Source organism: Pseudonocardia sp. MH-G8, assembly GCF_002262885.1.
In the GTDB taxonomy this organism is placed as follows: Bacteria; Actinomycetota; Actinomycetes; order Mycobacteriales; family Pseudonocardiaceae; genus Pseudonocardia.
In genome coordinates, this window is the sequence record NZ_NKYF01000027.1 from 1 (window position 1) to 26,586 (window position 26,586).

General features: G+C 71.3%; 14 protein-coding genes. 6 read left to right on the forward strand and 8 right to left on the reverse strand.

Annotation, left to right across the window (positions count from 1 at the left end; translation table 11 throughout):
- The 8 genes from CFP66_RS37350 to CFP66_RS37385 all read right to left on the reverse strand — a co-directional run.
- The coding region (locus tag CFP66_RS37350) for an SCO6880 family protein (RefSeq protein WP_094930088.1) at positions 1–1,199 on the reverse strand (1,199 nt) is incomplete at its 3' end.
- On the reverse strand, positions 1,196–2,302 hold the full coding sequence (locus CFP66_RS48250) for a hypothetical protein (protein ID WP_094930089.1): 1,107 nt from the start codon (positions 2,300–2,302) through the stop codon (positions 1,196–1,198). The genes CFP66_RS48250 and CFP66_RS37350, both read right to left, overlap by 4 nt.
- Positions 2,299–2,940 carry a hypothetical protein gene (locus CFP66_RS37360; RefSeq protein WP_094930090.1) on the reverse strand — a complete coding sequence of 214 codons (642 nt, stop codon included), beginning with the start codon at positions 2,938–2,940 and terminating at the stop codon, positions 2,299–2,301. Before CFP66_RS37360 ends, CFP66_RS48250 begins: the two co-directional genes overlap by 4 nt.
- Positions 2,937–3,206 carry a hypothetical protein gene (locus tag CFP66_RS37365; protein WP_094930091.1) on the reverse strand — a complete coding sequence of 90 codons (270 nt, stop codon included), beginning with the start codon at positions 3,204–3,206 and terminating at the stop codon, positions 2,937–2,939. The genes CFP66_RS37360 and CFP66_RS37365 overlap by 4 nt, the downstream gene beginning before the upstream one ends.
- Complete coding sequence (locus CFP66_RS37370) at positions 3,203–3,754, reverse strand: hypothetical protein (protein ID WP_143517499.1); 552 nt, start codon at positions 3,752–3,754, stop codon at positions 3,203–3,205. The genes CFP66_RS37365 and CFP66_RS37370 overlap by 4 nt, the downstream gene beginning before the upstream one ends.
- A 1,393-nt stretch (positions 3,755–5,147) precedes the next feature.
- On the reverse strand, positions 5,148–11,414 hold the full coding sequence (locus CFP66_RS37375; RefSeq protein ID WP_094930093.1) for a hypothetical protein: 6,267 nt from the start codon (positions 11,412–11,414) through the stop codon (positions 5,148–5,150).
- A 160-nt stretch (positions 11,415–11,574) separates the two neighbouring features.
- Complete coding sequence (locus CFP66_RS37380) at positions 11,575–13,902, reverse strand: hypothetical protein (RefSeq protein ID WP_143517500.1); 2,328 nt, start codon at positions 13,900–13,902, stop codon at positions 11,575–11,577.
- Complete coding sequence (locus CFP66_RS37385; RefSeq protein WP_198961932.1) at positions 13,899–20,468, reverse strand: DEAD/DEAH box helicase; 6,570 nt, start codon at positions 20,466–20,468, stop codon at positions 13,899–13,901. Before CFP66_RS37385 ends, CFP66_RS37380 begins: the two co-directional genes overlap by 4 nt.
- Before the next feature lie 314 nt (positions 20,469–20,782).
- On the opposite strand from CFP66_RS37385, the gene CFP66_RS37390 reads away from it, so the two are divergent.
- From CFP66_RS37390 to CFP66_RS37415, 6 genes are all read left to right on the forward strand, one after another.
- Complete coding sequence (locus CFP66_RS37390) at positions 20,783–21,409, forward strand: DUF2254 family protein (protein WP_255413926.1); 627 nt, start codon at positions 20,783–20,785, stop codon at positions 21,407–21,409.
- Positions 21,410–21,917: 508 nt separating this feature from the next.
- Positions 21,918–22,355 carry a hypothetical protein gene (locus CFP66_RS37395; RefSeq protein ID WP_094930095.1) on the forward strand — a complete coding sequence of 146 codons (438 nt, stop codon included), beginning with the start codon at positions 21,918–21,920 and terminating at the stop codon, positions 22,353–22,355.
- A 236-nt stretch (positions 22,356–22,591) separates the two neighbouring features.
- Positions 22,592–23,593, forward strand: coding sequence for an ABC transporter substrate-binding protein (locus CFP66_RS37400; RefSeq protein WP_158228361.1), 1,002 nt, complete (start codon positions 22,592–22,594; stop codon positions 23,591–23,593).
- A 47-nt stretch (positions 23,594–23,640) separates the two neighbouring features.
- Entirely contained in the window at positions 23,641–24,459 is an 819-nt protein-coding gene (locus tag CFP66_RS37405) for an ABC transporter ATP-binding protein (RefSeq protein WP_094930097.1), read from the forward strand.
- 25 nt (positions 24,460–24,484) lie between these two features.
- Complete coding sequence (locus CFP66_RS37410; protein ID WP_094930098.1) at positions 24,485–25,318, forward strand: ABC transporter permease; 834 nt, start codon at positions 24,485–24,487, stop codon at positions 25,316–25,318.
- Positions 25,319–25,346: 28 nt separating this feature from the next.
- Positions 25,347–26,570: an NAD(P)/FAD-dependent oxidoreductase gene (locus tag CFP66_RS37415; RefSeq protein WP_094930099.1), complete on the forward strand. Its 1,224-nt coding sequence runs from the start codon at positions 25,347–25,349 to the stop codon at positions 26,568–26,570.
- Positions 26,571–26,586 lie beyond the last annotated feature (16 nt).

Below are 26,586 nucleotides of genomic sequence, written 5' to 3' on the forward strand. Positions count from 1 at the left end.
CGGGTCGCCCAGGCCCGGCGGATCTGGCCGCCGGTGACTTCGGCCTCGACCTTCGCGGCTGCCTGATCGGCGGGGTAGGGCTGGTAGAGCCAGGTGACGCGGCGTGGAAACACCCCGGGTGCGAGTAGGGGCGCGAGCACGGTCGGGCCGATGGCCTGGCGTGGGGCCTCACGCAGAGCCCAGCTGACCGAGACGGCGCCGTCGTGGCGGTAGTGGTCCCAGCGCTCGAGCGCGGCGACCGGGCCGGCGTCGGCCCAGTGCAGCAGCTGTGCGGCGTCGCTTCCGGTGGCGATGTCGCGGTGCGCCGCGGGGTCGAACGCGGCGCGGATGCGTCCGGTGAGCCAGCCGATCTCAGCGCGCCCGAGTACCGCCACGCCGCAGGTGCCGATCGTGGCCTCGAGTCCGGGCAACCAACGGCCCGCTTCGACGACGGCCGCGAACAGATCGGGAGGCTTCGGGGTGGCCTGGTTCGGGTCGAGGCACACGGTCAGGCGGACGTCGACCGCGGCACAGCTTGCCGGCGTCGCCGCCACCAACTCACCGAGCACCCGTTTGGCCAGCGCCGGAGCCGCCGGGTCGAGCTCACGGGCAACGTGCTCGGGGACGGTGGTGCCACCGGCGGGCACGGTGTCGACGGTGACCGCGATGTGGCGCACCAGCGGCTGGTAGCCCAGGTCGGCGAGGAACGCGCCCCACGACGCGACCCACGCGTCGGTCTGGTCGCGGTCGGCCAGGTCGAGGCCGACGGGGGAGCAGCGCAGGACCGCGGCGAGCGTCCCCGTGCGCCGGTTCCACAGCAGCGCGTGACGTCCACCGCGGCCGTCGTCGACGTCGAGAGGGAGGAGCGGGGCAAGTACCCCCGGCAGGTCGGCAGCGCGTGGGTGCTCGGTGAGCACCCCGGCTGAGAGCTCGGTCCAGCCAGCCACCCGGGCCCGGGTGAACCTGCCCCGGCGCACGAGCACGTCGGCGAGACTGATCCCGCCGACGCGTACGACGACGCCGGCCACGACGACGGCGGCCGCTCCGGCGAGTGGCAGGACAAGGCGCGGCGCGACCGACATCGCCAGCAGCGGTAGGAGGATCGCGAGGAACGCCGTGATGGTCGCGGCGCTGCTCAGTCCCGCGACGCCCCAGCCACGTTCGGGGCGCCAGTTGCCGTAAAGCCGGGGTTCCACCGCCCGGTTCTCCGCGGTGGTCATGACGGCCCGCCGTTCTGCGGTGGGGCGCCGGTCATGCGTTCGGCCGCACCACGGGCCATGGCCCCACCGGCCGCGACCGCCATGCCGGCCGCGCCGGCCCGTCCGGCGACCGCCGCTGCGCCCGCGGGCCGCGGTGATGCGCTCGTGGGGGCGGAACCGGGTCCGGTGGCTTCCATTGCGGCGGCGCGACGGACCGCGGGGGACTGGCCGTAGCTGCGGGCCATGGTCGCTGCGCCGACGGCTCCGAGGAATCCGGAGCCGCCACCGGAGGCGCCGCCGATCTGGGTGCCGGTCCAGGAGAAGAACTTGAGCATGACCGGCATCGCGATCACGGCCAGCACGAGCACCATCAGCCCAGTGATCAAGGTGCTGATGTCGCCCGGGGCGTTCGAGCTCGTCGTCGACAGGTAGGAGAAGCCGATGTAGTAGATGAATGCGGCGGCCGGCTTGTAGGCGACGATGGCGATCAGCCACACGATCAACCGGTCGAGCCATCCGCGCGTGGAACGGGTCAGGGACCCGGAAGCGGCGAGCGGCAGCATCGCGGCCAGCACCAGCAGCCCGGCTTGGCGGATCGCCATCAGCACCCACTGGACCAGGGACAGCACGGCGGCGACGACCGCGACGAGCAGGACGACGAACGTGCCCGCGGTGCTGGTGGTCAGTGCGTCGCGCATCAGCAGCGCGAAGTTGTTCGCCGCCCCGTTCAGTAGCTCCTGGGCCAAGGCGTCCCCGGCACGCAGGGCGGCCTGCAGGATGGTGAGGCCCAGTGCGGACACGACGGCGAAGCGGAACAGCCCGGTCGCCACCATGATCAGCGGCTCGCCCTTGCGGCTCAGAATCATCCGGATCGCCTGCACGAGGACCGATCCGACGAGGATCGTCGCGACCAGCGGCGCGGTCACGTCCTGTGCGGCGAGCACGGCCGAGTCCGCGGGGTTGACGCTGTCGGTCTCCGCCCACCAGGTCGAGGCCGTCACGACGAGGTCGGCGGCGCCGCGGGCGACCTCGGTGACGAGCGCCTGGAACGTCGAGGAGATCGCCTGCCCGGCCTGGCAGCCCAGGTCGAACGTCCCGCATTCCTGCGGCGGCTGGGCGATCACGACGTCCGCCCGAGCAACGTGTAGCCCTCGGTGCTGGGATGGATCGAGGGTGCCGGCAGGGGCACCCGCAGGCGCCAGTCGCCGTCGATCCAGCTCAGCGTCGCGTCGATTCGGGAGAGCCCTCCCAGGTCCCGGGCCTGGGGAGTCTCGGCCAGCAGCGACACGACGACGGCGTCGCCATGCGGGTCGCCGGCGAGAACCCGGTAGTGCAGCGCCTGCGGTTGCAGCGCCGCCCGGGAGGGCGAGTCCGACATCGGCAACGCCGAGCGCAGCCGGGCCAGCGTGGTCGGGATATCGCCGAAGCACTGCTCGATGACGGCGGCTTTGGCGACGTCGCCGGCAGCGGGGGAGACCCGCGCGGTGAGGTTGCTGGCGGCGATGGCCGCTCCGAGTTCGTCATGGGCGAACCCTGCGCTGCGACCGTCGTGATGGTCGCGTGGTCCATGGGAGTCCGAGACGGCAGCGATCCCACCGGGAACGGCCTCGACCACCACGACAGGTTCCGGGGGTACGCGCGGCGCCGGTTGGTCGGCGGTGAGGTACCCGATCGTGCCGATGAGCATCAGCACGACGGTCAGCCCGCCGCCGATCGCGAGACTGCGTCGCCATGCCGCCCAGCCGGTCAGGGGTGCGCTCACAGTTGGAACGCCCCGACGATGAGTGCCGCGACGGACGCCAGTCCGAGCCCGCCGAGGACCCACGCCGAACCGACGAGGCCCTCGTAGGCGGTGGCCGAGCGGTTGCGGCGGCCGATGATCAGCATGAGGGCGCAGATCAGGATGCCGATCAGTCCGGCGAAGATCACGCCCCACTTCAGCCAGCCGAGCAGCTGGGAGGCGAGTTCGTCCAGGCCCGGTGGAGCCGACGGGGGCGGGTCAGGTGGCGTGGCGAGCGGCGCAGTCATCGCGCGGTCCTTCCGATCGTGGGTACGGGGCGTGCCAGCGGCGCAGCCGTGCGCCGGGTCGAGGCGGGTAGTGGGGCGCCGACCGCTGCCCGTAGCTCGCGGGCGGCGGTGGCGTAGCGGCGCAGCTGTCGGGGGAGCTCGGTGAGCGGCCGGGTGAGCAGGTCGCGGACGTCGTCCAGCGGGACCGCGAGCTCTCGCCATCGGCGGACGAAGGGCAGCACCACCACGGCCGAGGTGTGCGGCTCGAGCAGCCGCAGCCGTGCTGTGACGGGGCGGGTCGGGCCGGATGCGTCGGCGGCGGTGACGGCGACGACGGGTTGGTGGCCGGCGATGGCGAGGACGTGGGTGGCTCGGGACGCGCGCACGAGTGAGTCGCCGGTCGCGCGGCAGACTAGGACGTCGACCGGTCGGCCGGTGAAGACGCCGCGGTCGAGGCCGGCGATCGCGCTCGCCACCGTGGTGGTGCCGACGCCGCCGGCCACACCCGCGACGGTGACCCGTGCCGGGCCTCGCCGCGCAACTCCGTCTCGCCCGTCGGTACTGACCATGTCCGCTCCTCGCGCCTGGAACCGCTGGCACGACGATGGCGAGCGGGCGTGGTCGCGGGATGGCGCGGACGTGGTCGATGTCTGGTGAGCGGCGACAACGCCGTGACCACGTGCCGTCGTGGCTGCTCGCTGCCGGGAGCAGCGACGCCCGCGAGCGACGGGGCGGATCCGGCTGCGCGAGCCAGCTACTCAATTGTCTCGACGCCCTCGGTCAGCGCCCGGAGAGCTGCGTCTGGTGGGCGAGGGACGGCGTCGGCGCGACGACCACGGCGCGCGCCATAGGACGACCACCCCGGAAGAGCACGGTCAGCGACGGTCGAACGAGGAGGCATTCGTGACGATCCGTCGTGTGGTGGTGCCCGGACCTATCGGTCGTGAGGAGCGCCGCTGGCAGTCCGTCGAGAACCTGTGCTGTCCGGTCTGCCGGCGCTCGGTGCGGGCTCAGCCGCCGGGCTACTGGCGTGTCGCCAACGGCCCGGTCCCCAGGTGGTCGCATCGCGATGGCCGCGCGTTGTGCCGCATCCGCACCGACGACGGCACTCGCTTCGTCGACCCCGTCCCCCGATCGGTGGCGGCTCGCTCCCACCAGGCTGATCGAGGTGGAGCTGCTGGTCCGCAGCTCGGCTGACGAACCCTGAGCCTGACGTGGGCGGCGCCGGCGGATTCGGGTCGAGCATCCGGCCGGCGCCAGTAACACGCAGCAAGAGGCGGTAGCTCAACTCATCGGATCGGCCACGAGGCGGGTGATCGCCAGCTGGCCCTCCGCCATCCGAGCTGACGGTCCGCGTTCGACCAGCCCCGCGGCGCTGCGAACGATGCCACCGACGGCGACGTGCACACCACCCAGGTTGATCGCCGGCAGAACGGCGCTCCTGAGCAAAGCCGTACCCAAAGTAGGAGGAGACCAGCATGCGAATCGTTCCGGCAGGGTCGCTGTCCAGGCGATGGCCGCGCATCACGGTTTTGGCACCGATCACTGTCTCTCTCGGATTGAGTGTCTCCGGCGGGGCGGCGGCCGCGGGGCCGCCGCCGCCCGGGTCTCCGATACCCGACGCCGGGCAGCCCGCGCCAGCTCCAGCTGCTCGCCGCCGGGGGCCAGCTCGGCGAGCTCGAACAGCAACTGCACCCCGGCACTGAGCCCTCTCCAACCTGGTCAGGGCAGCCGGGTTCGGACGGGAGTGAAGCTCCTGGTAGACGATATGTACGCGCCGCCTGTCCGGCGCGGAACGGCCAGCATGGCGGCAGGGGGCACGGCATACCGGCCGTGTCGGGCAGCAGAGCAAGGCCGAAGTGGCGCACCGCCGCGGCGAGACGCCTGACCTTGCGAAGCGAGCAGCTCCGACCGTGACGGTCGGGGCTGCTGCGTGTCCGCATCGGCCGAAGGCATCGCCGGTCAGGTCAGCGACGCCTGCCAGGCAGCCAGCAGGCGCGCCTCGATGCTGTACGAGCCGTCGCTGTGGGTGTCGAACACCTGCAGCGCCAGCAGCCGCTCAACGACATCTCTGGAGGAGCCGTCCATGTCGGCGGCGTCCTGCAGGTCGGCCCGGCTGACCTTCTGGTCGTCGACGAGTGCGACGATCGAGGCGTAGGCGCGCGCCAGGTCGGGGTCGTGGGTGAGACCGACACCATCGAGCAGGTCGCTGTGACCGGTCGGGCTGTTGACGTACGCCTCGAGCTCGTCCAAGGCGGTGGGCTCCTGCGCGCCCTCGCTGTCGGCGAGGGTGGCGGCGTGCTCGACGAGCATCGGCCACCCGCCGGTGAGGTCCCACAGCCGCTGCAGACGCTCGTCGTGGCTGAACATCTGCCGCGTGATCGTCCAGACCCGCAGCGTCTGCTGGTTGTAGCGGCGTAGTGCGACAGCGACGCCGTGCTCGAAGGCGCTGTCCCACAGCTCGGCCTGCTCCGGGCTGGAGATCAGGACTGCGGCGCGGGTGACGCCCGCGGCGGTCGGCACGTGGGTGAGTGCCAGGTCGAGCGCCTCCAGGCACGCCGACGCCTGCGGCTGGAGGCTGGCCAGGTCGTCGATGATGACCCGCCGCCGTCCGGCCCGTCCGCCCCGCAGCTCCTCCTCGAACGCGCGCCGGCCGCTGATCGGTGGGATGTCGAAGTCGCCGGCCTTGCTGGTGACCTCACGCAGCGCCTCGTCAACGTGGTCTAGGCCCGTGGCACGTGACCCGACGACGACGCGGACGTGCGTGCTGTGGTCGCCGAGGATGTCGTCGAGCTGCGCAGCGGTCAGCGGCGCGCTGCTGCTGTCGGACAGCTGCGGCCGGCCTTCCAGCGCCAGGAATGTCTCGGGCACCGACTCGGACTCGGCCATGAGCAGCTGCCGCTCAACCTCGGAACGGTTGCCGATCATGTTGAGCACGTTCGGGCTGCGCAGCCGCCACCCGCGCCCGTCGGTGTTCGGCGCGACGACTCCGAGGCCGTCCATCTCATTGAGGTAGGCACGAAAGCTCTCGCTGTCGAGCGACTCGAAGCCCGCACGCCACCAGCTCAGGCACTCCTCGCGCAGGTCTGCGTCCTGCAGGCGGGCGTCGAAGCCGAACCGGAACGCGTGGTCGGCCAGCACGTTGGCGATGACGTTGTATCGGGGGTCCAGGTTCAGGGTTTCTTGGAACGCCGAGGTGACGTCGGCGCGCAGGTCGCGGTTGCGCTCGATCACCGCGACGTCGTTGTCGGTGATGATGTACGGCGGCTGGTCGCCAGCCAGGCCGTCGCGCCGCTTGGCGTGTAGCGCCTCGACCAGCCGGTGGCCGAACATCTGCAACAGGAACGGCTGGTATGAGCAGTAGCCCAGGACTCGGTTGACGAGGTTGTCGTCGGCGAACTCGTAGCCGAGCACACCCAGCGGGACGGTCAGCAGGTCGGCGGCGAACTGCGGGCGCAGCGGCCCGATAACGGTGGGCCGCTGCGCGAGGTGGCTGAACGGACCGTTGCGGGCGCTCTTGGCGTACCGCTGTACCGAGTGAAGGCCGGCGAACACGACCTTGATGTTGTTGTCGGTGACGACGCCGATGTCGCGCAGCCGCTTGGTGTCTAGGAATGCTGGTGCGTCGGCCTCGAAGAACTGGTCGGACTCGTCGAGCAGGATGAGCAGCCGGTTGCGACTGTCCTTGTTGCGCCAGTCGAGCATCCCGGCGCGGACCTGGTCGTAGACGTTGCCGGTGTTCTTGGCCTTGCCGGACGGGGCGGACAGTACCTCGCGCTTGATCAGCTCGTTGCGCAGCCCGACCCACAGGGCGTCCTTGCTGAAGGCGGCACCGGCAGCGACCGAGTCCAGGCTCAGGTAGATCGTGATGCGCTGTCCAGTCTCGGCGGAGGACTCGAACTTCTCGGCTGCGTAGCGCAGCAGCGCGGACTTGCCCAGGCCGCGACCGCCGTAGAGCACCTGCGTGCCGTCGGGATCGATGACCTGCACGCGCTCGAGGTCGCGGCCGTAGAACATCTCCTCGGCGACCGCGCCGCGCTTCATTCGGATGTAGGGGTTGACGGCGGCGAACGGCATGAGGATCGACATAGTCACGCCGAGCTGGCGGTTGCCACGAGCGGCGAGGTAGGCCAGGGCGGCGTCGTCAAGGATGGCGACGGGACCGCCAGTGCGCTCGACGCGGGAGGCGAACTTCGCCCGCGCGGCGGCGCTCATGGTGCCGAAGTGCGCGATGAGCAGGCTGTCGCCGGACTGGTCGTGGTCGGCGTAGGTCATCAGCAGGTCCTCGGTGGGCTGGCCCCACACGAGCAGGACGCGCAGTCGTCCGCCGAGCTTGCTGCCGAACGCTGGGATCTGCGCGTCCCTGTTGGGCCGGACGTCGGTGATCTCGATGAACCGGCGCTCGCCGCTCTTGGGCATGTCCTCCAGGCGCCGGATCTTGGAACACTCGTAGCCCATGAGGCGGATCGCCGGCAGCAGCAGGTCGCGTTCGGTGATGCTGCGCCGGCCGGCCACCGGCGCGGTCGCGGCCTGACGCCAGGCGCCGAGTGCCTCGGCGATCTGCTCGGCGGCGGCAGGCGACAGGTGGCTGTAGTCGAGCACATCGCTGCCGGCGTAGCTCGTCCGCTCGCGGACGGCGGTGACCAGCTCGGTGGTGATGCCCTTGGGCAGCGCGTCCGGGATGGCGGGGAAGAACGCGCGCAGGTCGCGCCGGCTGTGGTCAGTACGGGGGACAGGCTCGCCGACGTCCTGGAAGTACAGCAGCTCCTCGGCGGTGAGCAGGTCGCCCTTCTCGATCGGGTCGCTGATCCGGGCCCGCTCCTCGTCGTCGATGTCCAGCGCGACGAGCCGGTCGCGCAGCCGCTGCGCGGCCTGCTTGCGGTAGTCCGGCAGCAGTTTGCTGATCGTGGCGAGGATGGCGCGGACCTGGCCGAGGTTGCCGCGGGTCGGGTCGGCGCTGGCCAGTAGCGCGGTGAGCTCGCCGTCTGCCTCCTCGGTGACGACGTTGCTGCGGCGGGCACGACGCAGGTCGGCGTCGACGGTGTTGCGTTCGGCGACCATCTCGGTGCGGCTGCGCTCCAGCGCCGTGGTGTAGCGGCTGCGGGCGTCATCGCCTAGGGCGTCATCGGCCAGGATGCCGGCATCCTGCATCTTGAGCAGGTACCGCGCGGCGGGGTAGTTCTCGTGCTGCAGCTGCAGCGTGAACGCCCCGATCCAGTCGCGCTGGACGGCGCTGATGAGCGCGGGAAGCGGGTCGGTGCTGTGCAGCTCGAGGGTGCCGACATCGGTGACGACGACGTCGTCGGCCTTGAGCAGCTCGAGGTCCAGCGCGACCGTGACGCTTGGCTCGCCGGCCTGCAGCGGCTCGCCACTGTCGAGCATGGTGAAGGTGTGCCGCAGGCTGGCGTGTGCGGCCTGTGCAGCGGCGCCCAGCAGGGGGTCGGCGGTCTGGGTCTGCGTCAGCAGTGCGGCCAGGGCGGCGTCGCGTTGGGCGAGCACCGCGCGGCGCATGTCAGCGACCTCGCCGGTCGTCCACTCGTCGCGTCCGGCGCGGGTGCGGGCCAGAGCGCTCGTCAATTCGATCCAGCTGCGGACGGGCCGCAGCGTCTCAAGGATCAGCGCGTGCAGGTCCTGCCGTCCAGATCCCTCGATCGGCTTGCCGCTGTGCCCACGGAAGTGGGCGTCAAGCTCGTCGATGTGCCGCTCGCGGACCGAGGCGTCGGACAGGTGCTGAACCCCGGTCTGTACCTCGACGAGGCGGTCAGCGTCGTTCGCGACGACGATGTCGAGCAGCCGGCCCAGAACGCCGTTGCTGTCGAGCCAGCGCTTGGCGATGTCGCTGCACCGCTTGAAGCGCAGCGTCCGGGGCCGTCGGGCTGCGCTGGCCTGCTCGACAACAAGCTTGAGGTCACGCTCGGCGTCGCTGACGTTGGCCAGGACGTTGAGGGCCGGGGTGGCGTTCAGGACGCCGCGCAGCGCGCGCCTGCCGATCTCGTCGGCGATGTTCGACAGGTTCGGGTCGAGCCGGCTGCTGAACTCGCCGAGCAGCGCGCCGGCTGCGGGCTCGCCGGTCACGAGCGCGACGCGCACGAGGCTGCTAACGGCGATGAGCAGACTGACGTTGTCCTCGGCGACCTGGTTGCTGTCCAGGTCGGCCAGTTCCTGGCGCAGCATCGCGCCGCAGGGTCCGGTGTCGATACGGACGGCTCGGGCTAGCCCGGCCATTCGGAAGGTACGGATGCGGGTGTCGCCCCACTCGGCTCGGGCGGCCAGATGGGACGCCATCCCGTAGCGGCAGGTGGACAGCAGCTCGGCGACAGACCGCTCGACGTCAGCAGGGGTGGGCCCGTGCTGCTCGGTACTGCTCCGCCCTGTGTCGCTCTGATCTGCGCTGCGCTCGGTAGTGGTGCGTGGGGCGGCCGGTGCGCTGGCGGGCCGCGAGCCGGGTTGCGTCGGGACGCTGCTGGTCCGCGCGGTGGTCGTGGCCGGCTCAGGTTCCCGAGATGCGGCGGGGGTGGCGGTGCCGGCGGGTTCGCCCAGGGCCTGGGCAGCTGGGTCGGCTGTCACGACCGGTGCGTCGTGAGCCGGCTGCGGGTGAGGCTGCGGAGGGGTCGGCTCGGCGGTGGTCTGGGCAGGCTCCGAGGGTTCGGTCGGCACGTTGACGTCAGCAGTGTCCGTGGTGACATCGGCGGCGGGGGCCTGCTGCGTCGACGCAACGGCTGCAGGTGCGGGCGGCGGTACGGCAGCGATAGCCGTCGGCTCCTGCCCGGCAGGCGGCTCGGGGTCCTGCCCGGTTGGCGGAGCTGTGCCGCTGGAGGGTGCTTCGAGCGTCAGCTGGTCGGCGAGCATGCTGAGCACGGCGAGGGCGGGCAGCGAAGCCACTGCTCCGCTGACGCGGGCCTGCAGCTCCAGGCGGGTCTCCGGCGCGGCTTGCGGATTGCGGACGAGCTCGACCAGCGCGGCGATCGCGAGCGCCAGCGCGCGCTGAGCGTCGGTCCAGTCGTGCGCTGCCAGCAGCTCTGCGGACAGCGTCCTCAGCTGCGCGACGTGCTCGGAGATGCCAGGGGCGTCGCTGGTGATGCGGGCTGTTGCGGCGATGCTCTGGCGCAGCGGCGCGTCCGCGTCCCGCGTGGCGCGCACCGCGAGCATCTGGGCGATCTCGTCCAGCGTCGGCCGCACGTCGGACGCGGCGCGCGGGTCCTCCTCGCCTGCCTCCTGGACGGCGGAGCAGGCATGGCTGTAGGTGCTCTGGGCGGCGCGCACGGCGAAGACGTCGTCGTCGGCGGGTCCACGGCCGGCCCGCAGGTCGGCCAGGATGTGCTCGGCGGAGACGACGGCCAGCGCGAAGCACTCGCGGGCGGCGTGCAGCGCCTGCTCGGCGTCGGCCGGAGAATCCGGAGCTGCCGCAGGTGAGGTCTGCGGGTCTGCGGGGCGGACGGTGCTGGCGACGGCCGCGGCCATGCTCTCCGGGGAGGTGCGGGAGTTGGGCAGGATTCTGCTGCCTTCTGGCGCTGTGGCGGCCTGGCTGGGCGAACCGGAGGGGGCGACGGGTTGGTCGTCGGGCGTGTCGTCGCGGTCCTCGAGGACGGCGTCGCGGTCGGCGGAGTGGGCGATGACCTGCTCGGCTGCGGTGCGGATCTTCGCGGCGGTGGAGGTGTCGACCGCGCCGTGGACGAACCAGGGCCGTGCGACCGCCCACGTCCACACGCGGGCCGACATCTCGTTCTGGGCGATGTCGGACCACAGCGCCAGGCGCAGCAGAGCGGGCGTCCAGCGGCTCTCGAGCTCGTCGTCGACCTCGTCCGAGCTGCGCTCATCCGGTCCGCCGGCGGTAGCCATGGATCGCGCAGCAAGGGTGTGCAGCCTGCCGTAGAGCGCCCCGGCGGTCAGGTGGAACGCCGCGTGCCGAGCGGTGGGTTCCTCGGCTCGCTGCAGCCTGCCAACGACGTCGCGGCACAGCCCCTGCGACAGCGTCTTGGGGGTCAGATGGATGCCGAGCGGCTCAAGAGCGTGCTTCCGGGCGCGGATCGGCAGGGCTGATAGGGCGTTGAGGACGTCTCGGGTGGTCAGCTCCTCGACGACGTCGCTGATCGGTCGGTCGACCGTGTTGAGCACCTCGGCCAGCTGCTCGAGCGCGGCGCGCAGCTCGTCGTTGATGTCGCGGATGAGCGGCCGGACGATGTAGCCGGCGTACGCATCGTCGCGGCAGCTTGATCGGGTGCGTGCCATGGATCTCCTCGGTGGTCCGCGCGGGCAGTGGGTGGGCGGTAAGTCGGGCGGGCGGCAACCATCTCGCACGGGTGTGACAGCTCGCGGTCAACCGGGGCATTCTGTCCCGGCCGCGGGCCCACGAGCGCGGTCGCGTGTTGCGGTCAGCTTGCGTCGGGACTCAGCTCCCACGCTCGTGCGGGCGTACGAACGTCCAGCCCTCGGGCAGCTCGGCCGGACCGGCCAGCCCGTGCCGCGCCCGGTACTCACGGTAGGCGGCACGTGCGTGCGGGCTGGCGCTCTGCCCCAGGTGGTCGATGCGGCGCAGGAAACCGGCGACGACGTGCGTGCTGACGAACCGTGCGTCGAGCCGTTGGAACCGGCGCGGCCGCGGCGGTCCGGTGACTACGGTGGGTGTGTAGCAGAGCAGCGGCACGATCGGCTGTCCGGCGACGGCCGGGAACGCGATTCCATCGGCGGTACGCGAGCCGGTGTCCTGGGTGAGCGCCCCGCGTTCCAGTAGCTGCGCGACGGCCGTGCCGAGGGCTTGTTCCGTCTGCTCGCTGCTGCTGCTGCCGTACACCTCCTGGGTCAGCTGGTCACGTGCCAGGCGGGCGACGCCGTCAGGATCGAGTAGGCCGAGGCGCCGGACGGCCCGAAGGATGCGCTGCGCCAGGGTGGCGCTGGTGCTGCCGGTCCGGTCGAGGGCGTCCCGGGTGACGATGCGTGGGTCGTAACGGTGCTCGATGTCGAGCTCGTCGTCGATGGTGACAGGCATGTCCAGCAGCGTGCTGGTGATCCGCAGCGTGGGGGTGTTGCGTGGCCAGGTGACGGTGAGCAAGATTCCGGGGAAATAGTCCATCGGCCAGGACACGCCGGTCAGCACCGCGGGGGAGCTGTGCAGGTCGGCGGTGGCCATCTGGGTGGCGTCGGTGACGTCGAGCTGGTAGCCGTCGTGGTTGAGCAGCAGGCGCATGCGGGAGCCGTCGCGCCGGTCGTTGATCAGAACGTGCGCGGCCGATTGCGGCAGCGTGAGCAGTCCGGCGTCGATGTGTGCGGCGCGCAGCGCGACGGTCCAGCTGATCTGCGAGTCGCTGACATCGAGCTCGTCGTCGGCGTACCCGTCCTCCGGGTCCAGGTCCGGGTCCGGCTCAGGAGTGGGCGGTTCGACAGCGGGAGGCGGTACGGGCGGGGCGAGCGTCTCGGCCCAGCCGAAGCCGCGGGGTACGGTTGGGTCGAGCAGCGCATGGGCGCTGCCGGGTGCTTCGGCCCGCCAGATTCCACCGCCTTGCCAGGAGTCGTCCAGGCGCAGGTGCACCTTGTCGAACAGCAGTCCGTCCTCGGCGTCGCCGCGCAGGTAGTCGGCGAAAATGAGGTTGGCGTGCAGCACGACGACGGCGTATCCGGCCCCGTGCATCGGGGTGGCGCTGCCGTCGACGCAGCGCAGCCTCGATCCGAGAGCTGTGTAGGTCACCTTCCGGGCCGCGTCAAGCCGGCGGCTCTGGTCGGGAAGTGCGCTATGCGCGGTAGAGCTCGCCAGGGAGGCGATGTCGTCAGCGCCCAGCACATCGCAACTGCGTAGCCGGGCGGACAGGCCGGCTCGGGAGACGGCGTAGGACTGCCACATGCGCACGGTGTCGAGCTCGTGGAGCGCGGCGGTCACGGTCGCGAACAGCCCGTCGAGCGCTGCCTGGTGCTGTTCGGGTCCGGCGTCCTCGGTGAGCAGCAGCGGTAGTGGCGCTGGGGCGGCGGTGCTGAACAGCAGGTGGTGGCCAGCGCCGAGCAGGTAGTGCCGGTAGAAGCCGGCGTCGTCGAGCTCGGCGAGTTCGGCGGTGGCGTAGCGGGAGCCGACGAGCAAGTGGCCGAGCTCGTCGAAGCGGCCGCGTCGGGTCAGGCGGGCTATCTGCGCGGCGGTCGGCGCGAGCCCGAAGACGTCGAGGTCGAGCACGAGCCGCTCTTGCAGGACCGGCTGGCTGTGCAGGTCGGTCTGCGCTGGGCCGGTCGCGCCGGCGGGTGCGCCGGACAGCCAGGACGGCACGGCGCCGTCGTCCCCGAGCTCGGAGTGGGCGCCTTCCTTGTAGACGACTTCTGCCCAGATGGGGTCGCCGCCGGACGCCACGTTGATCAGAGCCCCAACGGGCAGCGCGTCGATCGTCTGGCCGAGCGCGACGGTGGGGAAGCTGGCCGGGTCCACAGCAGCGCCGGCGTAGCCGGTGGTCAGGTCATACCCGAAGTAGCAGGCGTTGAAGGCGACGTTGACGTGGACCGGGGTGTTGCGGGCGGCGACGAGCGCCCCGAGATAGCGGCGCAGCGCCTGCATCTGGCTGGCCGGGACGTACTGGGGTCCCAGCGTCATCGCCGGGGTCAGCAGCGGGTCGTCGGCGTACGGGCGCCACGGGCGGGCGGCGGCGGAGCGCGCCGGTTCGGGGACGGCCGGTGCGAGCTGCCGCTGCGCGACCGCGTCCGGGCGGGTGGTGGTGCTGCTGTCGGGCGGGACGGTGGTGGTCACGGCGCTGTCCCGGCGGGAACCGGCGTGGCGGTTGCGGCGGCGCGGGCGGCTGCGGCGGCGGCCCGGTCGGCGTGCCCGCGCTCGCGCCACATGCCGTGTCTGAGCGGCACGACGCGACCGTCGGCTTCCAGCCGGGCGAGGCTGTCCTCGATCTGGTTGAGCTTGACCATGTGCTGGGCGCCGAAGTAGCGGGACACGACGAGGTTGTGGCGCAGGCGGACCCGACGTCGACGGATCGGGTGATAGTAGGAGTCCTCGCCGCGCAGCGCCCGGTACACGTCGCGCGCGTGCACGCCGCGGTAGTCGGCCCAGACCAGCCGGTACACCTGCTCGTCGAGGCGCTTCTGCCGGACGCTGCTGTCGGTGCGGGCGCCGGCCAGCCGCGGCTTGGGCATGTTGAGCGCGTCGCCAGCAGCGGGTGGCTTCTGCTCGACGGGGATGGTGGTGTCGTTGTCCCAGCAGGCCGAGCACCGGTTCGCGGCCGTGTTGCAGCACCCGTCGGGCAGGGTGTCGACGCCGAAGTAGTCGGCGAACTTGCGGTTGGCGCAGGTGTTGCGGTCGGTGAAGAAGTCGTGCAGGAGCCGAATCTCCTCGGCGGCGCGCGCGGCCTTGCCGGCCAGCGCGCTGGCGTACCCGGCAGGCAGCGTCGGAGTGTGCACCGCGATCCCGGTGACGAGCTTGCGGCTGGGTGCTGCGGACACATCGAGCTGGCCTCGGTCGTGCAGATCTGCCAGCAGCTGCCACGTGCTGGGCGGGTCGTCGGCGAGATCGGCGTAGCGCTCGACGGTCGCGCTCAGGTGCCGGTGCAGGCTCGGGACGTGCAGCCGGGCCCGGTGCAGGCTGGTGCGGTCGTCGCTGCGGCCCGGCAGCGCCAGGATCGCGTCGACGACGGCCTGCTCGGTCGGGTCGGTGTCCTGGTCGCCGCTGTTGCGCAGCTCGCCGGGCTTGATGGTGCACAGCGGTGGGAAGTCGCCGAGGTCGTCGACGACGCCCAGCGCCGACAGGGCGGCGAACGCCCGCACGACGCCGGAGGTGTACTGCTCGCTGGTGCGCGACTTGGCGGCGTCGTCCTGGCTGAGTCGGCCGGCGTCGACGTCTTCGGCGATGAGCCGGTCGGCGATGGTGCCGGCGTCCAGGACACCGTTGTGGACGGCCAGGACGGCCTTGCCCATCCGGACGAGCAGTGGCGCGGGCAGGTCGCTGGTGGTCATGAAGCGGGCGGTGCGGAGTCCGCGCGGGGTGAGCAGCGCCAGCCCGACGTTCGCCAGCGGCGTCGCGGCTGCCGCTGCGGTACCCCCCGCGGTGCCAGCGGTGGTGCCGTCGGCGGGCGAGCTGTCGGCGGGCGGCGCGCCGGTGGTGGCGGATCCGGCGACGTCGCGGCCGGCCCGGCCGACCTGCTGGTACAGCTGCGACAGGTCGGTGGGGGTGCTGACGCAGAAGACGGTGCGGATGTCGGGCCGGTTGATGCCGAGCCCGAAGGCGCTGGTCGCGACGATGAGCATCGGTGCGAACCCCTCGTCTCCGCACCGGGGCGCCTCGCGGAACTCGGTCATGACGGCATGCTTCTCGGCCTCGGTGAGCCGGCCGTGGAAGCGCCGGACCCGCACGTTGCCGTCACCCACGTAGTCGCGCAGGTGGGCGTGCAGCGCGACGACGTCTCGCACGGTAAGGCAGTAGAAGATCGCGTGGTCCTCTATGTGGTCGACGACCTCTTCGGCCAGTCCGGCGTTGACGGCCGGCCCGGCGGGGCTGATCGAGCGGCGGAACAGCGCCAGCTCAGGCCGAATCGGGTTCTCCCGGACGGTGACCAGTCCGGTCGGCCCGGCCGCGCTGGCCTCGGCGAGCGCCTCGGCGCTGCTGACCGTGGGGATGTCGGCGTCGAGGCCGAACACCTGGGTGCGCAGCCCGGCATGGACGGTGCGGTTGGCGGTGGCGGTCAGCGCGGTGACGGCCAGCCCGTGGTCGGCGCGCAGCCGAACCAGGAACTGCGCGGCGCGGCGCATAGACGGGCGGAAGTCGTCCCACTGCACGACCGTGTGCGCCTCGTCGATGACGATGCGGCTGATCACGCCGGTGCGGACCGCTTCGGTGACGATCTGACGGAAGCGCCGCTGTCCGAGGCGCTCAGGGCTGGCGTAGATGAGCTTGATGTGGTGGTCGGCGCGGCCGAGCAGCTGGTCGGCGATTTCGGTCTTACCGGCGCGGCTGCTGCTCTCACGCAGCGGAGCGACCAGGGCGCGGACGGCGCCGCCGATGCTGGCGTTGAGCTCGAGCGCCTGGTCGTGCATGAGCGCCACGAGCGGGCTGATGACCAGGGTGACGCCGGGCAGCACGAGCGCGGGCAGCTGGAAGCAGTAGCTCTTGCCGAAGCCGGTCGGCAGCAGTCCAAGGGCGTTGCGGCCCTCGGCAACGGCGGTGATAACGGCCTGCTGGGAGCTCTTGAGCTCGGTGGGGGTGTCGGACAGCTTGAGCAGCCCGCCGACCTGGGCGCACCGGTCGAGCACCTCGGCGACGAGCCTGCCGCCTGCCTGGTACTGCGTGACCTCCTCGGCGGTCAGAGCGAGCTCACGGATGCGCCGGGTCTGAGGCAGGACGGTGTGCTCGAGCAGCGCCTGAGGCGTGGACAGCTCGCCGGCGCGGGCCGGGTCGAGCAGACTGTTGCGGACGTAGAAGTCCCAGATACGCGTCCAGGCGTCGGCCATCGGCATGACATTGCCGCCGGTACGCTCGCCGGTCACCGGGTCGGTGCGCAGCAGGTCGGCATCGAGGCTGCCCAGGAACGTCTCGCGGTAGGCGCGTCGCAGGGCGGTGTGTCCGGCGAGCTTGCGGTCGCTGATGATGACGACGCCGCGGTGCTGCTCGGAGCGGATGAGCCGGCCGACGGCCTGCCGCAGCTGGAGCGCGGCCAGCGGCAGGTAGTACGTCTCGGTGGCGACCGCGTCGGGGTCTTCGGCGTGGGCGGCGTCGGCGCGGGCGACGACGGCGGCGCGGCGCGCTTCGATTACGGGGGCGGCGAACGGCGCGAACGGCAGCTTGTTGATCCAGACCAGGCGCAGCCGGTCGGGGTCGGCGATGTCGACGCCTTGCCACAGGCCCTTGGTGCCGACCAGGACGCCGCCCCCGTCGGTGTGGTCGTCGAACTGCCGGACGGCGCGGGGGTTGCCGAGCAGGACGGCGCTGTGCACCGGGGTGGTGTCGCCGTCGCGTCGCAGGCTCTCGGACAGGTACCGGCTGATGCCGGCGGCGGTGCTCTTGGCGGTCGTGAGGACCATCGCGCCGCCGTCGTAGCCGCCGCGGGCGTCGTAGTCCTGGGGTTCGTCGTCCTCGTCCAGGACCGGCTGGATCATCTCTCGGGTGTAGCCGGTGAGCTGGTGGGCGACGGTGCGCATGGCGCCGTCGCTCTGCTCGGCCCAGGAGGGGAAGTCGGCCAGGCAGACGAGCTCGGCCTGGTTCTTCATGTCGAACGGTGTCGGCAGGTGCAGGGTCGGGACGGTGCTGCGCAGCCCAAGCCGGGTCCGGATGAAGGTCCACTGCGCAGCGACGCGCAGCGTGGCAGACACGTAGTAGGTGCGCTCGAAGGTGGCCAGGAACTGCTGCCAGGTGCCGTCGGCGGGCAGCTCGATCGGACTGGTGCTGATGCGGAAGCGGTAGCGGCGCAGCTCGGCGCGCAGCGCTTCGACCTCCTCGGCGTACACGACCTGGTTGGTGGTGCCGGGCGGCAACGCGCCCAGCGGCGGTGCCGCTCCGTCGCCGGTCCTGGCGTGATCGGTCGCGCCGCCGTCGCCCGTGCCGGTGGGGCCTTCAGCTGCGTCGGGGTCGAGGTCGTCAGGGTCGGATTCGCCGGCGGGGTCGGTCGCGTCGAGCGGCAGCGTCTCGTCCGGATCGTCTACGGCGGCGTCGGTTGCGGTGCCGCTTTCGGTGCTGCGGTCGTCGTCGGTGTCGTCCGTGCTGGGGCCGCCGTCCGGGCCGGGGCTGCCGCCGGGCGTACTGCCCTGGCCGGTGCCGGGTGCTCCGGGGGTGCCGGTGGTGGGCAGGCCGAGGGCAGCGTCGGTGTCGGCAACGATCCTCTGTGCGGTGGCGCTGACCTCGGCTGCGCCGACGACGAGGGCGTCGAGGCGTTCGAGGTCGTAGAAGCTCATGGTGGTGGCGTGCGCGCCGCGGTAGGCCGATAGGGTGCCGACGAGCACATCGCACATGCCCGACAGGCGCAGCAGCTGGCCCATCAGGTATTGGACCTGTCCGGTGCCGCTGGCGCCGCTGTACGGGCTGGCCAGGGTGACGGTGCGTGAGCCGACGAGGGTGCCGACGCCGGTGCCGCGCGCGTCGAACGCCTGTCCGGCGACCTTGGGCAGCGCCTCGTGGTCGAGCAGCAGGCCGAGGTTGCGCACTCCTTCGGCGGCCTGGTCGCGTTCGGTGCCGGGCCGGGCGTCGCGGGTCCAGCTGTCGAGCTCGCTGTACAGGTCCTCCACCAGACGGTAGTCCAGTGTGGCGGTCAGGGCGCCGGTGGCGCTGTCCTCGAGCTGGTGGGCCTCGTCGAGGATGAGCAGGGTGTCCGGGCCGAGGTCGGACAGCTCGTCGAGGTGGGCGAGCAGCAGCGCGTGGTTGGCCAGAATGAGCCGGTGGCCGAGCAGGGCCTCCTTGACTCCGTCGGTGTGGACGGCCAGCGGTGTGGGGGCGGCCGCTTCGTACTCGCCGGTGTTGGCCTGGGACAGCGACTCGAGCCAGATGCTGACGGCGTTGTTGCTGTAGCCGGTGAAGAACAGCGGCACGTCGACCGGGTCGACCGAGTGTGCGGTCCAGGACTGCTCGACGGTGGTGGAGGCGATCAGACGCAGCGTCAGGTAGGCGAGCAGCTCGCGGAAGATGACGCGCCCGAGGAAGCGGTTGCGACTGGTGCTGTGGCTGCGCCGTGGGACGGTCGGCGCGGCGAGCAGCGCGGTTGCGTCGGTCAGCGACAACGTCAGCGCGCGAAGCGACAGCCGGTTGGCCTTGCCCTTGACGACGTCGGAGGCGTTGAGCAGCCCGGGGATTGCCGCTTCGAGGTGCGCGACGTCGGCGGCCAGCTGCGCCTGCAGCTGCTTGGTCGCGGTGGTGATGATCGCGGTGCGGTCGGGGTCGCCAGCGAGCCAGTCCAGGGCGACGGCGAGCACGGCGAAGCTCTTACCGGTGCCGGTGGGCGCTTCGACCAGGCCGGAGCTGGCCTGGTCGGCCCAGGTGTGCATCTGCTGGGTCATCTGCGTCTGCGGCTGGCGGGGTGCGGCGCCGGGACGGACGGCGCGGGCGAGGGCGGTGACGTCGACCTTGCCGTCAGTTCCGCGCAGGCTCGTGCTCACGCTGACCGCCGAGCGTCCGATCGGTCCGGTGGGGCTGCGCCGCGGGGTATGTCCGGCCAGGTCGGAGTTCAGGACGCCGGCGACCTCTGCGGTGGTGTGGACGCGCTCGTCGCCGAGCAGCTCGTCCTGCGGCGCGCCGACGTGCCCGGCGGCCAATGAGCGCACCAGGGTCCAGGCGGGGGAGTCGGCGGTCAGGCTGGCGAGCAGGTCCTGACGGTCGGCGGGCATCGCGGCTAACGTCTGTGCGCAGTGCTGCAGGACGCGGGCGAGCAGCTCGCTGTCGTCGACGGCGTCGTGCCAACCCAGCCCGGCGCGGTCGATGCCGAGGTCGTCGGCCAGGGGCGCGAGCGCGTGCCGGGTGGCGGTCGGGTAGAGCGCGAGGGTGAGGTAGAAGGCGTCGACGTAAGTGCCGCGCAGGTCGGGCATGTCCTCGCGGGCGGCGGTTGCGCTCAGCAGCGGGAAGTCGGCCTGGGTGCCGTTGTAGGTGACGATCAGGTCGGTGCCGTCGGTATAGGCGTACAAGTCCTCCAGCGCCTGTCTTGGGCTGACGGCCGCTGCGGCGTGCGCCTCGCGGACGCGCGTGGAGCGGATGACCCAGGTGTCGTCGGGAAGTTCGACGTAGGCGCTGAACTGCGGCTGCTCGGCGACCCAGGCGCTGTCGTTGCTCAGCCGGACGGCGCCGACCTGGTAAATCCGCTTGTCGGTGTACGGGTCGCTGGTGGTGGTGTGCACGACGGACTCGAGGTCGACTATGACGGCGCGCACGGTGCGCCCGACGGCGCCGAGCGCACCGGTGGGCGGTTCGGCGGGCGGCTCCTCGGCAGGATCGGCGGGCGCGGGCAGGGTCGTGGTGTCTGCTGTCGAGGCAGTGACGGCCGCACCGGAGGCAGTGGCGTCGGCGGTGTCGTCGGCGGACGGACCGGGGGTGGGTGCGGCGACGGCCCGGGCGGTCGGGCCGCCGGGTGCGCTGATGTGTCCAGGGCTGTCGCGGTGGAGAAGACCGGCGGCCACCGCCTCGTCGAGCAGTGCGGCCAGGCGCTCGCGGCGTTGGCCGGGGAAGCGGCGCATGACGGCCGTGAGCAGCTCGTCGACGCTGACCGCGGGGTGGTCGCGCAGGTGCTCTACGGCGAGGGTGGCGAGCCGCTGGGCGTGCGGGGACGCCGCACTGTGTCCGGCTACGTTGGCCGAGGGGCCGAGTATCGTTGTATTCCCGCCCTTGGATAGCCCGACCACGTTGCCCCTTTGCTACTTCCCTGCCGTGCAGACTGTCTGTCGTCAGGACGTAGCCGTCTGTTTCAGGCAGCCAACGGCCCAACACCTGCTGAGGCTCGCCGTCGGGGCGGTGCTGTCCGGTTGGCGCTCAGGGATGCGCGGCCCAGGCGCTGCCACTGACGGACGCCTTCGGCAAGGCCTGGCCGACCCGCGACGAGTTCGGCTGGCTTCCGCGATCACCGACAAGACGGTGCTGATCAGCCGCTGGACACGAGCAAGGGCCCGGTCGAGGGGCTCGCCGCGGGGCCAGCGGAAGACCTCGACCGTGTGCGCCCCTGTTCCGCATTCACGGACAAGCTGCCCGCATGGATCACGCGCAGCTCGCCGGGCTCGTCGTCCTCGCCGCCGAACGCACCCACGGCGACGATCCCGGCTACGGCTTCCGCAAGCTCGTCGACATCGCCGAACGCGGGATCGCCCAGCCCTTCAACGACCCCACGACCGCCATTATGGCCATCGACCGCCTGCACGACAGCCTCCGCCAGCTCGCCACCCGGAGCTTCCCGACCGGCCGACACAACGATGGAGGTGGCGACGTACGGCTCATCGAACGGACTCTCGGGTGGGACGGGTACGTCCGACTCGCCTTCGACGAGCTCCGGCTCGCCGGCGCAGCATCACCGCAGGTTCCACGCCGGATCTCGCCGCACTGCATGACCTCAAGGCCATCGCGTCACCGGAACGGCATCCTCCGCTCGACCGACAGTTGGACCTTCTCTCCGCCGGGGTCGAGCAACAGTTCGACGACGGGCCCGATCGACACGCCGCACTCGTACCCGACCAACAGGGCCTCGGATCCGGAACCGACCTCAGCAGCTGGAGTCAACCGTCAATCTGTCCCACGCGGGGCTGGTCGCCGCGCGCAACGACGTGACCGGGCGCCACCGCCCGGGATCTCCTGACCGCTGGAGCGTTCCTCAGCAGCGACAGTTAGCGAATCGATGCACGTCGGGCTCCGTCTCGTCGACCTGATGGTCGAGGCCGGCTGGGCGGACCTCGGCCCTCTATGACGGCATCGCGGTGCGTCGCGACGCCCTACGTCACGTCCTGGTGTGCGACGAGCACAGCGCCGTTTTCGCGGCAAACGACACGCCTGCACGACCGGCCGGGCGGGCGCGTGTGACGCCACGGTCGGTCCGAGCGCCACGAACCTGGTGTCGAGCCCCGCAGCTCGTCGATCCCGTTGCCCGCGATGCCGCCGCCGCTGAACCGGAGCGCCGATCGGCTGCAGCATGGGAAGTCCGACGTCGAGGATGCTGGCGGATGTCGACGCGTAACGCGGCGGCGCCGAACGGACCGCCCGAACAGGGCGCTGGTCGCGTGATGGACTGAGACCGGCCACACGGGTGGTCATGCGCAACGAGGGGTGAGCTCATGGATGGTGCTTCCGGTGCCAGGATTCCAGAATCCGTGCGAGCGCTGCTTGACGGGTCTGGTCTGAAGTCCAAGATCGGCGTGACGGTTCTGCTCGTCGTCAACGACGAGGCCGCCTGGCCGAGGGTCGCGAGCCTCAGCGTGGGGGAGCTGCTTGTGCGCGGGGACGAGGTCCTCATGACACTCTGGGAGCGCAGCCGGACGACCGCTGCGCTGCGCGCGGCGCGGGCTGGGCTGCTCCACGTCGTCGACGGTGGCGGGATCGTCCGCATCGGTGCTGGTTTCGATCCGATCGACGTGGAGACCGGTGCGGGTCGAGTGACGTTCCGAGGAGTCGTCGAGGAGGTCGAGCTCGATGTGGTGCCGTACGCCGTCGTCACCCACGGGATCTCGTTCGAGCTGACGGATCCCGACGACGCGATCGCTCGGTGGGAGCAGCAGCTCGATCGCCTGCGGCAGGTACCCGTCAGGTGAGAGGTGCCGCGCCACCGCGGCGTCGATGGACTCGCCAGTGCGTCGCGCGCGTCCGACGTGTCGCTCGCGGGGATGGTCGGGCGAGTGGGTCGGTCCCGTAGCCGACTCCGCGGGCGAGGCCACGTCGTGCGCGGTAGGCGCGGCCGCGCGTGTCGCGGGGGTTGTGCAGGCTGTCGACTGTGTGTATACAAACTGTCGATGCTCGGTCCACAGGGCTCCTGCGGAAGGCGATGTCGATGGATGTGCGGCCAGGGATTCGCCGGTTGCTCCCGCTGCTCCTCGTCGTCGTACTCAGCGCGGGGTGCGCTACGGGGACGGACAACGGTGATCAGCTGACCTGGAAGGTCGGGACGCTGCAGTGCTCGACCGACTGCGGCTTCCTCAAGATGGCCGAGGAGAAGGGCTTCTTCGAGCGCCGCGGCGTCGAGGTCGAGTTCGTGACCCTGCAGAGCGCATCCCAGGCACTGCCCGCCCTGGCCTCTGGCGAGGTGGATGCGGTGGAGCAGAACGCGGGCGCGTTCTTCATCGCCTCCGAGCGGGGAGACCTCGACGCCTCCATTATCGGGTCGACGATGATCGGGTTGCCGTGGGCGATCTACGCGAAGAAGGAGATCACCAGCCTCGACCAGCTGCCGGGTACGAGTATCGCGATCTCGTCGCCCACGGGGCTGCCGGCGACGATCGCGGACGTCATGTTCGCCCAGGCCGGGGTGTCCGGTGAGTCCATGCAGAAGCTCAACGGTGGCGGCAACGCCGACCGGTACCGCGCGGTCGTCGCCGGGACCACCGACAGCGCGTCCTCGCCCGCCGACTACGTGCCCCGGGCAGCCGGCGACGGGGTCAACGTGGTGGCCCTGTCGCCCGACGTCGTCCCGGACTACCCGCGGTACTCGATCATCGCCCGGAACGACCGGCTGGCCGCCAAGCCGGAAGCGGCCCGTCGCTACCTCGCCGGGCTGATGGACGGATTCCGCTACGCCTACGCCCATGCGGAAGAGGCCTTGGCGCTCGCAGCGAAGGAGGCCGGGACCACGCCCGACGATCCGTACATCACCTACATGCACGACCTGATCGTCGACAAGCAGCTGGTGGATCCCGATGCCGGTGTGGCCGAGCCGCGGTTGACCTACCTGTCGACGATGCTGACCGACACCGGGCACCTCCGCCGGCCTGCGGATCTCGCCACGTTGGTCGACGACCGGCCGCAGAACGACGCGCTGGCGATGACGCGTTCGTGAGCCACCAGCCGCAGAGGATCCGCAGTGAGCGCGCCGGAAGGAGACCCATGGCCGACAACCAGGCGGGCGTGTCGATCGAGGACGTGTCCAAGACCTTCACCGTGCGCGGAGGCAGGCAGGTGGAGGAGGTCCACGTGCTGGACCGCGTCTCCTTGCGGGTCGAACCGGGCGAGATCATCGCTCTGACCGGCTTGAGCGGATGCGGCAAGACGACGCTGCTGCGCATCCTCCTCGGGCTCGAACGGCCCGACTCCGGGCGTGTGGTGGTGAACGGCACCGAGGTGGAGGGATGCGGCGCGGACCGGAGCATGGTCTTCCAGAACGCGCAGCTATTCCCGTGGCGCACCGCGCTGGAGAACGTCGAGTTCGGGCTGGAGGCGCGGGGGGTGTCGACGCAGGAGCGGCGCCGCACAGCGCTCGAGAAGCTCGAACTCGTCGGGCTCGCGCACGCCGCTGACCGGCGCCCCGACCAACTGTCCGGCGGCATGCAGCAGCGTGTCGGCCTGGCGAGGGCGCTCAGCGTCGACCCCGCCGTGCTGCTGATGGACGAGCCGTTCGGCGCGCTCGACGCGCAGACCCGGGAAGGCCTGCAGGCCGAGGTGCTGCGCATCCATCGGGAGACCGGCAAGACGATCGTCTTCGTGACCCACGACCTGGACGAGGCCGTCCTGCTCGCCGACCGCGTCGTGCTGATGGCGCCGGCCCCCGGCCGGATCGACAGGATCTTCCCGATCGGGCTGCCCCGCCCGCGAACCGACCTGATGACCGTACGCGGGCTCGAGGAGTTCGGCGCGCAGCGCTACGAGATCTGGCGCCGGCTTATGACCGGAGCACCCGCGCAGGCGGACGCGCCGGCCTCCACCTAGCCCACAGCCCGGACGGAGCGCAGAGATGATCACGACGGAACAGAGCGGACAGAAGGCGGCGCGTCCGCCGGCGTCCACGGGGCGGCGGCCGCACCTGCGCGTCCGACACGGGCTGATCACGACACTGTCGATCGTCGTGGTCCTGTTGTTCTGGGAGATCACCGGACGTCGGATGAACCCGATCTTCGCTTCCTACCCGACCGCCGTCGTGCAGAAGTTCGGTACCCAGCTGAGGTCCGGGCTGCTGCTCGAGGCCCTGCTCGACAGCCTGCAGCCGCTGCTGCTCGGGTTCCTGCTCGCGGCGCTGATCGGCATCCCGGTCGGACTGCTGATCGGCCGCTACAGGGCGGTCGACGCCGCGCTGGGCGTCTACGTCACCGCCGGGTACGCGATGCCGCTGGTGGCGCTCATCCCGCTGTTCATGCTGTGGTTCGGGTTGGGGTTCACGGTGAAGGTCGTCATCGTCGTGGTGATGACGGTGTTCCCGATCGTGATCAACACTCGGGCCGGGGTGCTCGCGGTGCCGCGCGCGCTGACCGAGGTCGGCACCTCGTTCATGGCCTCCGAGTTCGCCATCGTGCGAAAGATCATCCTGCCGGCCACCGTGCCGCACATCATGACCGGGCTCCGGCTGGGCATCGGCCGCGCGGTGATCGCGATCGTCATCGCCGAGTTCTTCACCGCGATCGGCGGACTCGGCGGGCAGATCATCCTCGCCGGCCAGAGGTTCGACACCGCGGGCCTGTTCGTGCCGGTGACGGTGCTGATGGTGCTCGGCGTCGGGTTCACCCGCCTCGTGGGCTGGCTGGAGACGAAGGTGGCCCCCTGGGCCGGGCCCGCCGACCCGGAACGCGGCTGAACCACGGTCACGGATACCTGAGGGAGACATGTCAGACCGAGAGTCCATCATCATCGTCGGCGGCGGACCGGTGGGCGCCGTCGCAGCGCTCGCGGCGGCGGAGCGCGGCTTCCGCGTGACGATCGTCGAGCAGAACGCCGACATCGAGATCGACAGCGCGCCGCGGGCCGCGACCTTCCACCCCTCGACGCTGGAGCTCATCGACGAGGTCGGCATCATCGACGAGTTCATCGCCGTCGGCCTGGTGTGCCGGTACTTCGACTTCTGGGACAAGGCCGCAGGCACCCTGGTGGCGCGGATGGATCACGACACCCTGCGAGACGACACGCCGTTCCCGTACGTGGTGCAGACCGAACAGCACAAGCTGGTCCGGATCGCGCTCGACCGGCTGCGTCGCATGCCCGACGTGGACGTCCGCCTCGGCTGGTCGGTGGAGAGCGTCGACCAGGACGCCGACCGGGTCAGCGTGCGCGTCCGCGACGGCTCCGGCGAGCAGGAGGTCCTGACCGGCGACCGGCTGTTCGCCTGCGACGGCGGCCGTAGCACCGTGCGCAAGTCGATGGGCATCGACTTCGAGGGTTACACGTGGCCGGAACGGTTCGCCGTGCTCACCACCCGGAACGACTTCGCCGCCGAGTTGGGCTGCAGCACGCGGAGCTACTTCGCCGATCCGGACCAGTGGGTGAACCTCTTCAAGGTCGCGGGCGACGACATGTTGGGCCGCTGGCGCGTGGTGTTCGCCGCGCGTCCCGACCAGGCCGACGAGGAGGTGCTCGGCGACGAACACGCGGCGCGGGTCCTGTCCGCGATCCACCCCGCGACCGGGCCGCGGTCGCTGGTGCACCGCAACATCTACAACGTGCACCAGCGGGTGGCCACCCGCTTCCGGGACGGACGCGTGTTACTGGCCGGCGACGCGGCGCATGTCAACAACCCGATCGGCGGGCTGGGCCTGAACTGCGGCGTCCACGACGCGCTGGAGCTGGTGCGCACCGTCGACGAGGTGTCGTCCGGACGCGCCGACCCGGCGTTGCTCGACCGGTACGAGCGCCGCAGGCGCACGATCAACATCGAGTTCGTCCAGCAGCAGACCGTGGACAACAAGCAGCGGCTGGAGGAGAAGGACCCGGTGAAGCGGCGTGCACGGCTCGACCGCCTCACGGAGATCAGCAACGACGCGCAGGCCCAGCGGCGCTTCCTGCGCAGGACCTCACTGCTCGACTCCGTTGCGCGCGCGCGAGACATCGACTGATCAGCGACCGCTGTCC

What these genes read in the sequence shown, in the direction of transcription:
- CFP66_RS37365 (WP_094930091.1), bottom strand. Translation starts at nt 3,206, where the DNA reads ATGACTGCGCCGCTCGCCACGCCACCTGACCCGCCCCCGTCGGCTCCA.
- CFP66_RS37370 (WP_143517499.1), bottom strand. Translation starts at nt 3,754, where the DNA reads ATGGTCAGTACCGACGGGCGAGACGGAGTTGCGCGGCGAGGCCCGGCA.
- CFP66_RS37375 (WP_094930093.1), bottom strand. Translation starts at nt 11,414, where the DNA reads ATGGCACGCACCCGATCAAGCTGCCGCGACGATGCGTACGCCGGCTAC.
- CFP66_RS37400 (WP_158228361.1), top strand. Translation starts at nt 22,592, where the DNA reads ATGGATGTGCGGCCAGGGATTCGCCGGTTGCTCCCGCTGCTCCTCGTC.
- CFP66_RS37405 (WP_094930097.1), top strand. Translation starts at nt 23,641, where the DNA reads ATGGCCGACAACCAGGCGGGCGTGTCGATCGAGGACGTGTCCAAGACC.
- CFP66_RS37410 (WP_094930098.1), top strand. Translation starts at nt 24,485, where the DNA reads ATGATCACGACGGAACAGAGCGGACAGAAGGCGGCGCGTCCGCCGGCG.
- CFP66_RS37415 (WP_094930099.1), top strand. Translation starts at nt 25,347, where the DNA reads ATGTCAGACCGAGAGTCCATCATCATCGTCGGCGGCGGACCGGTGGGC.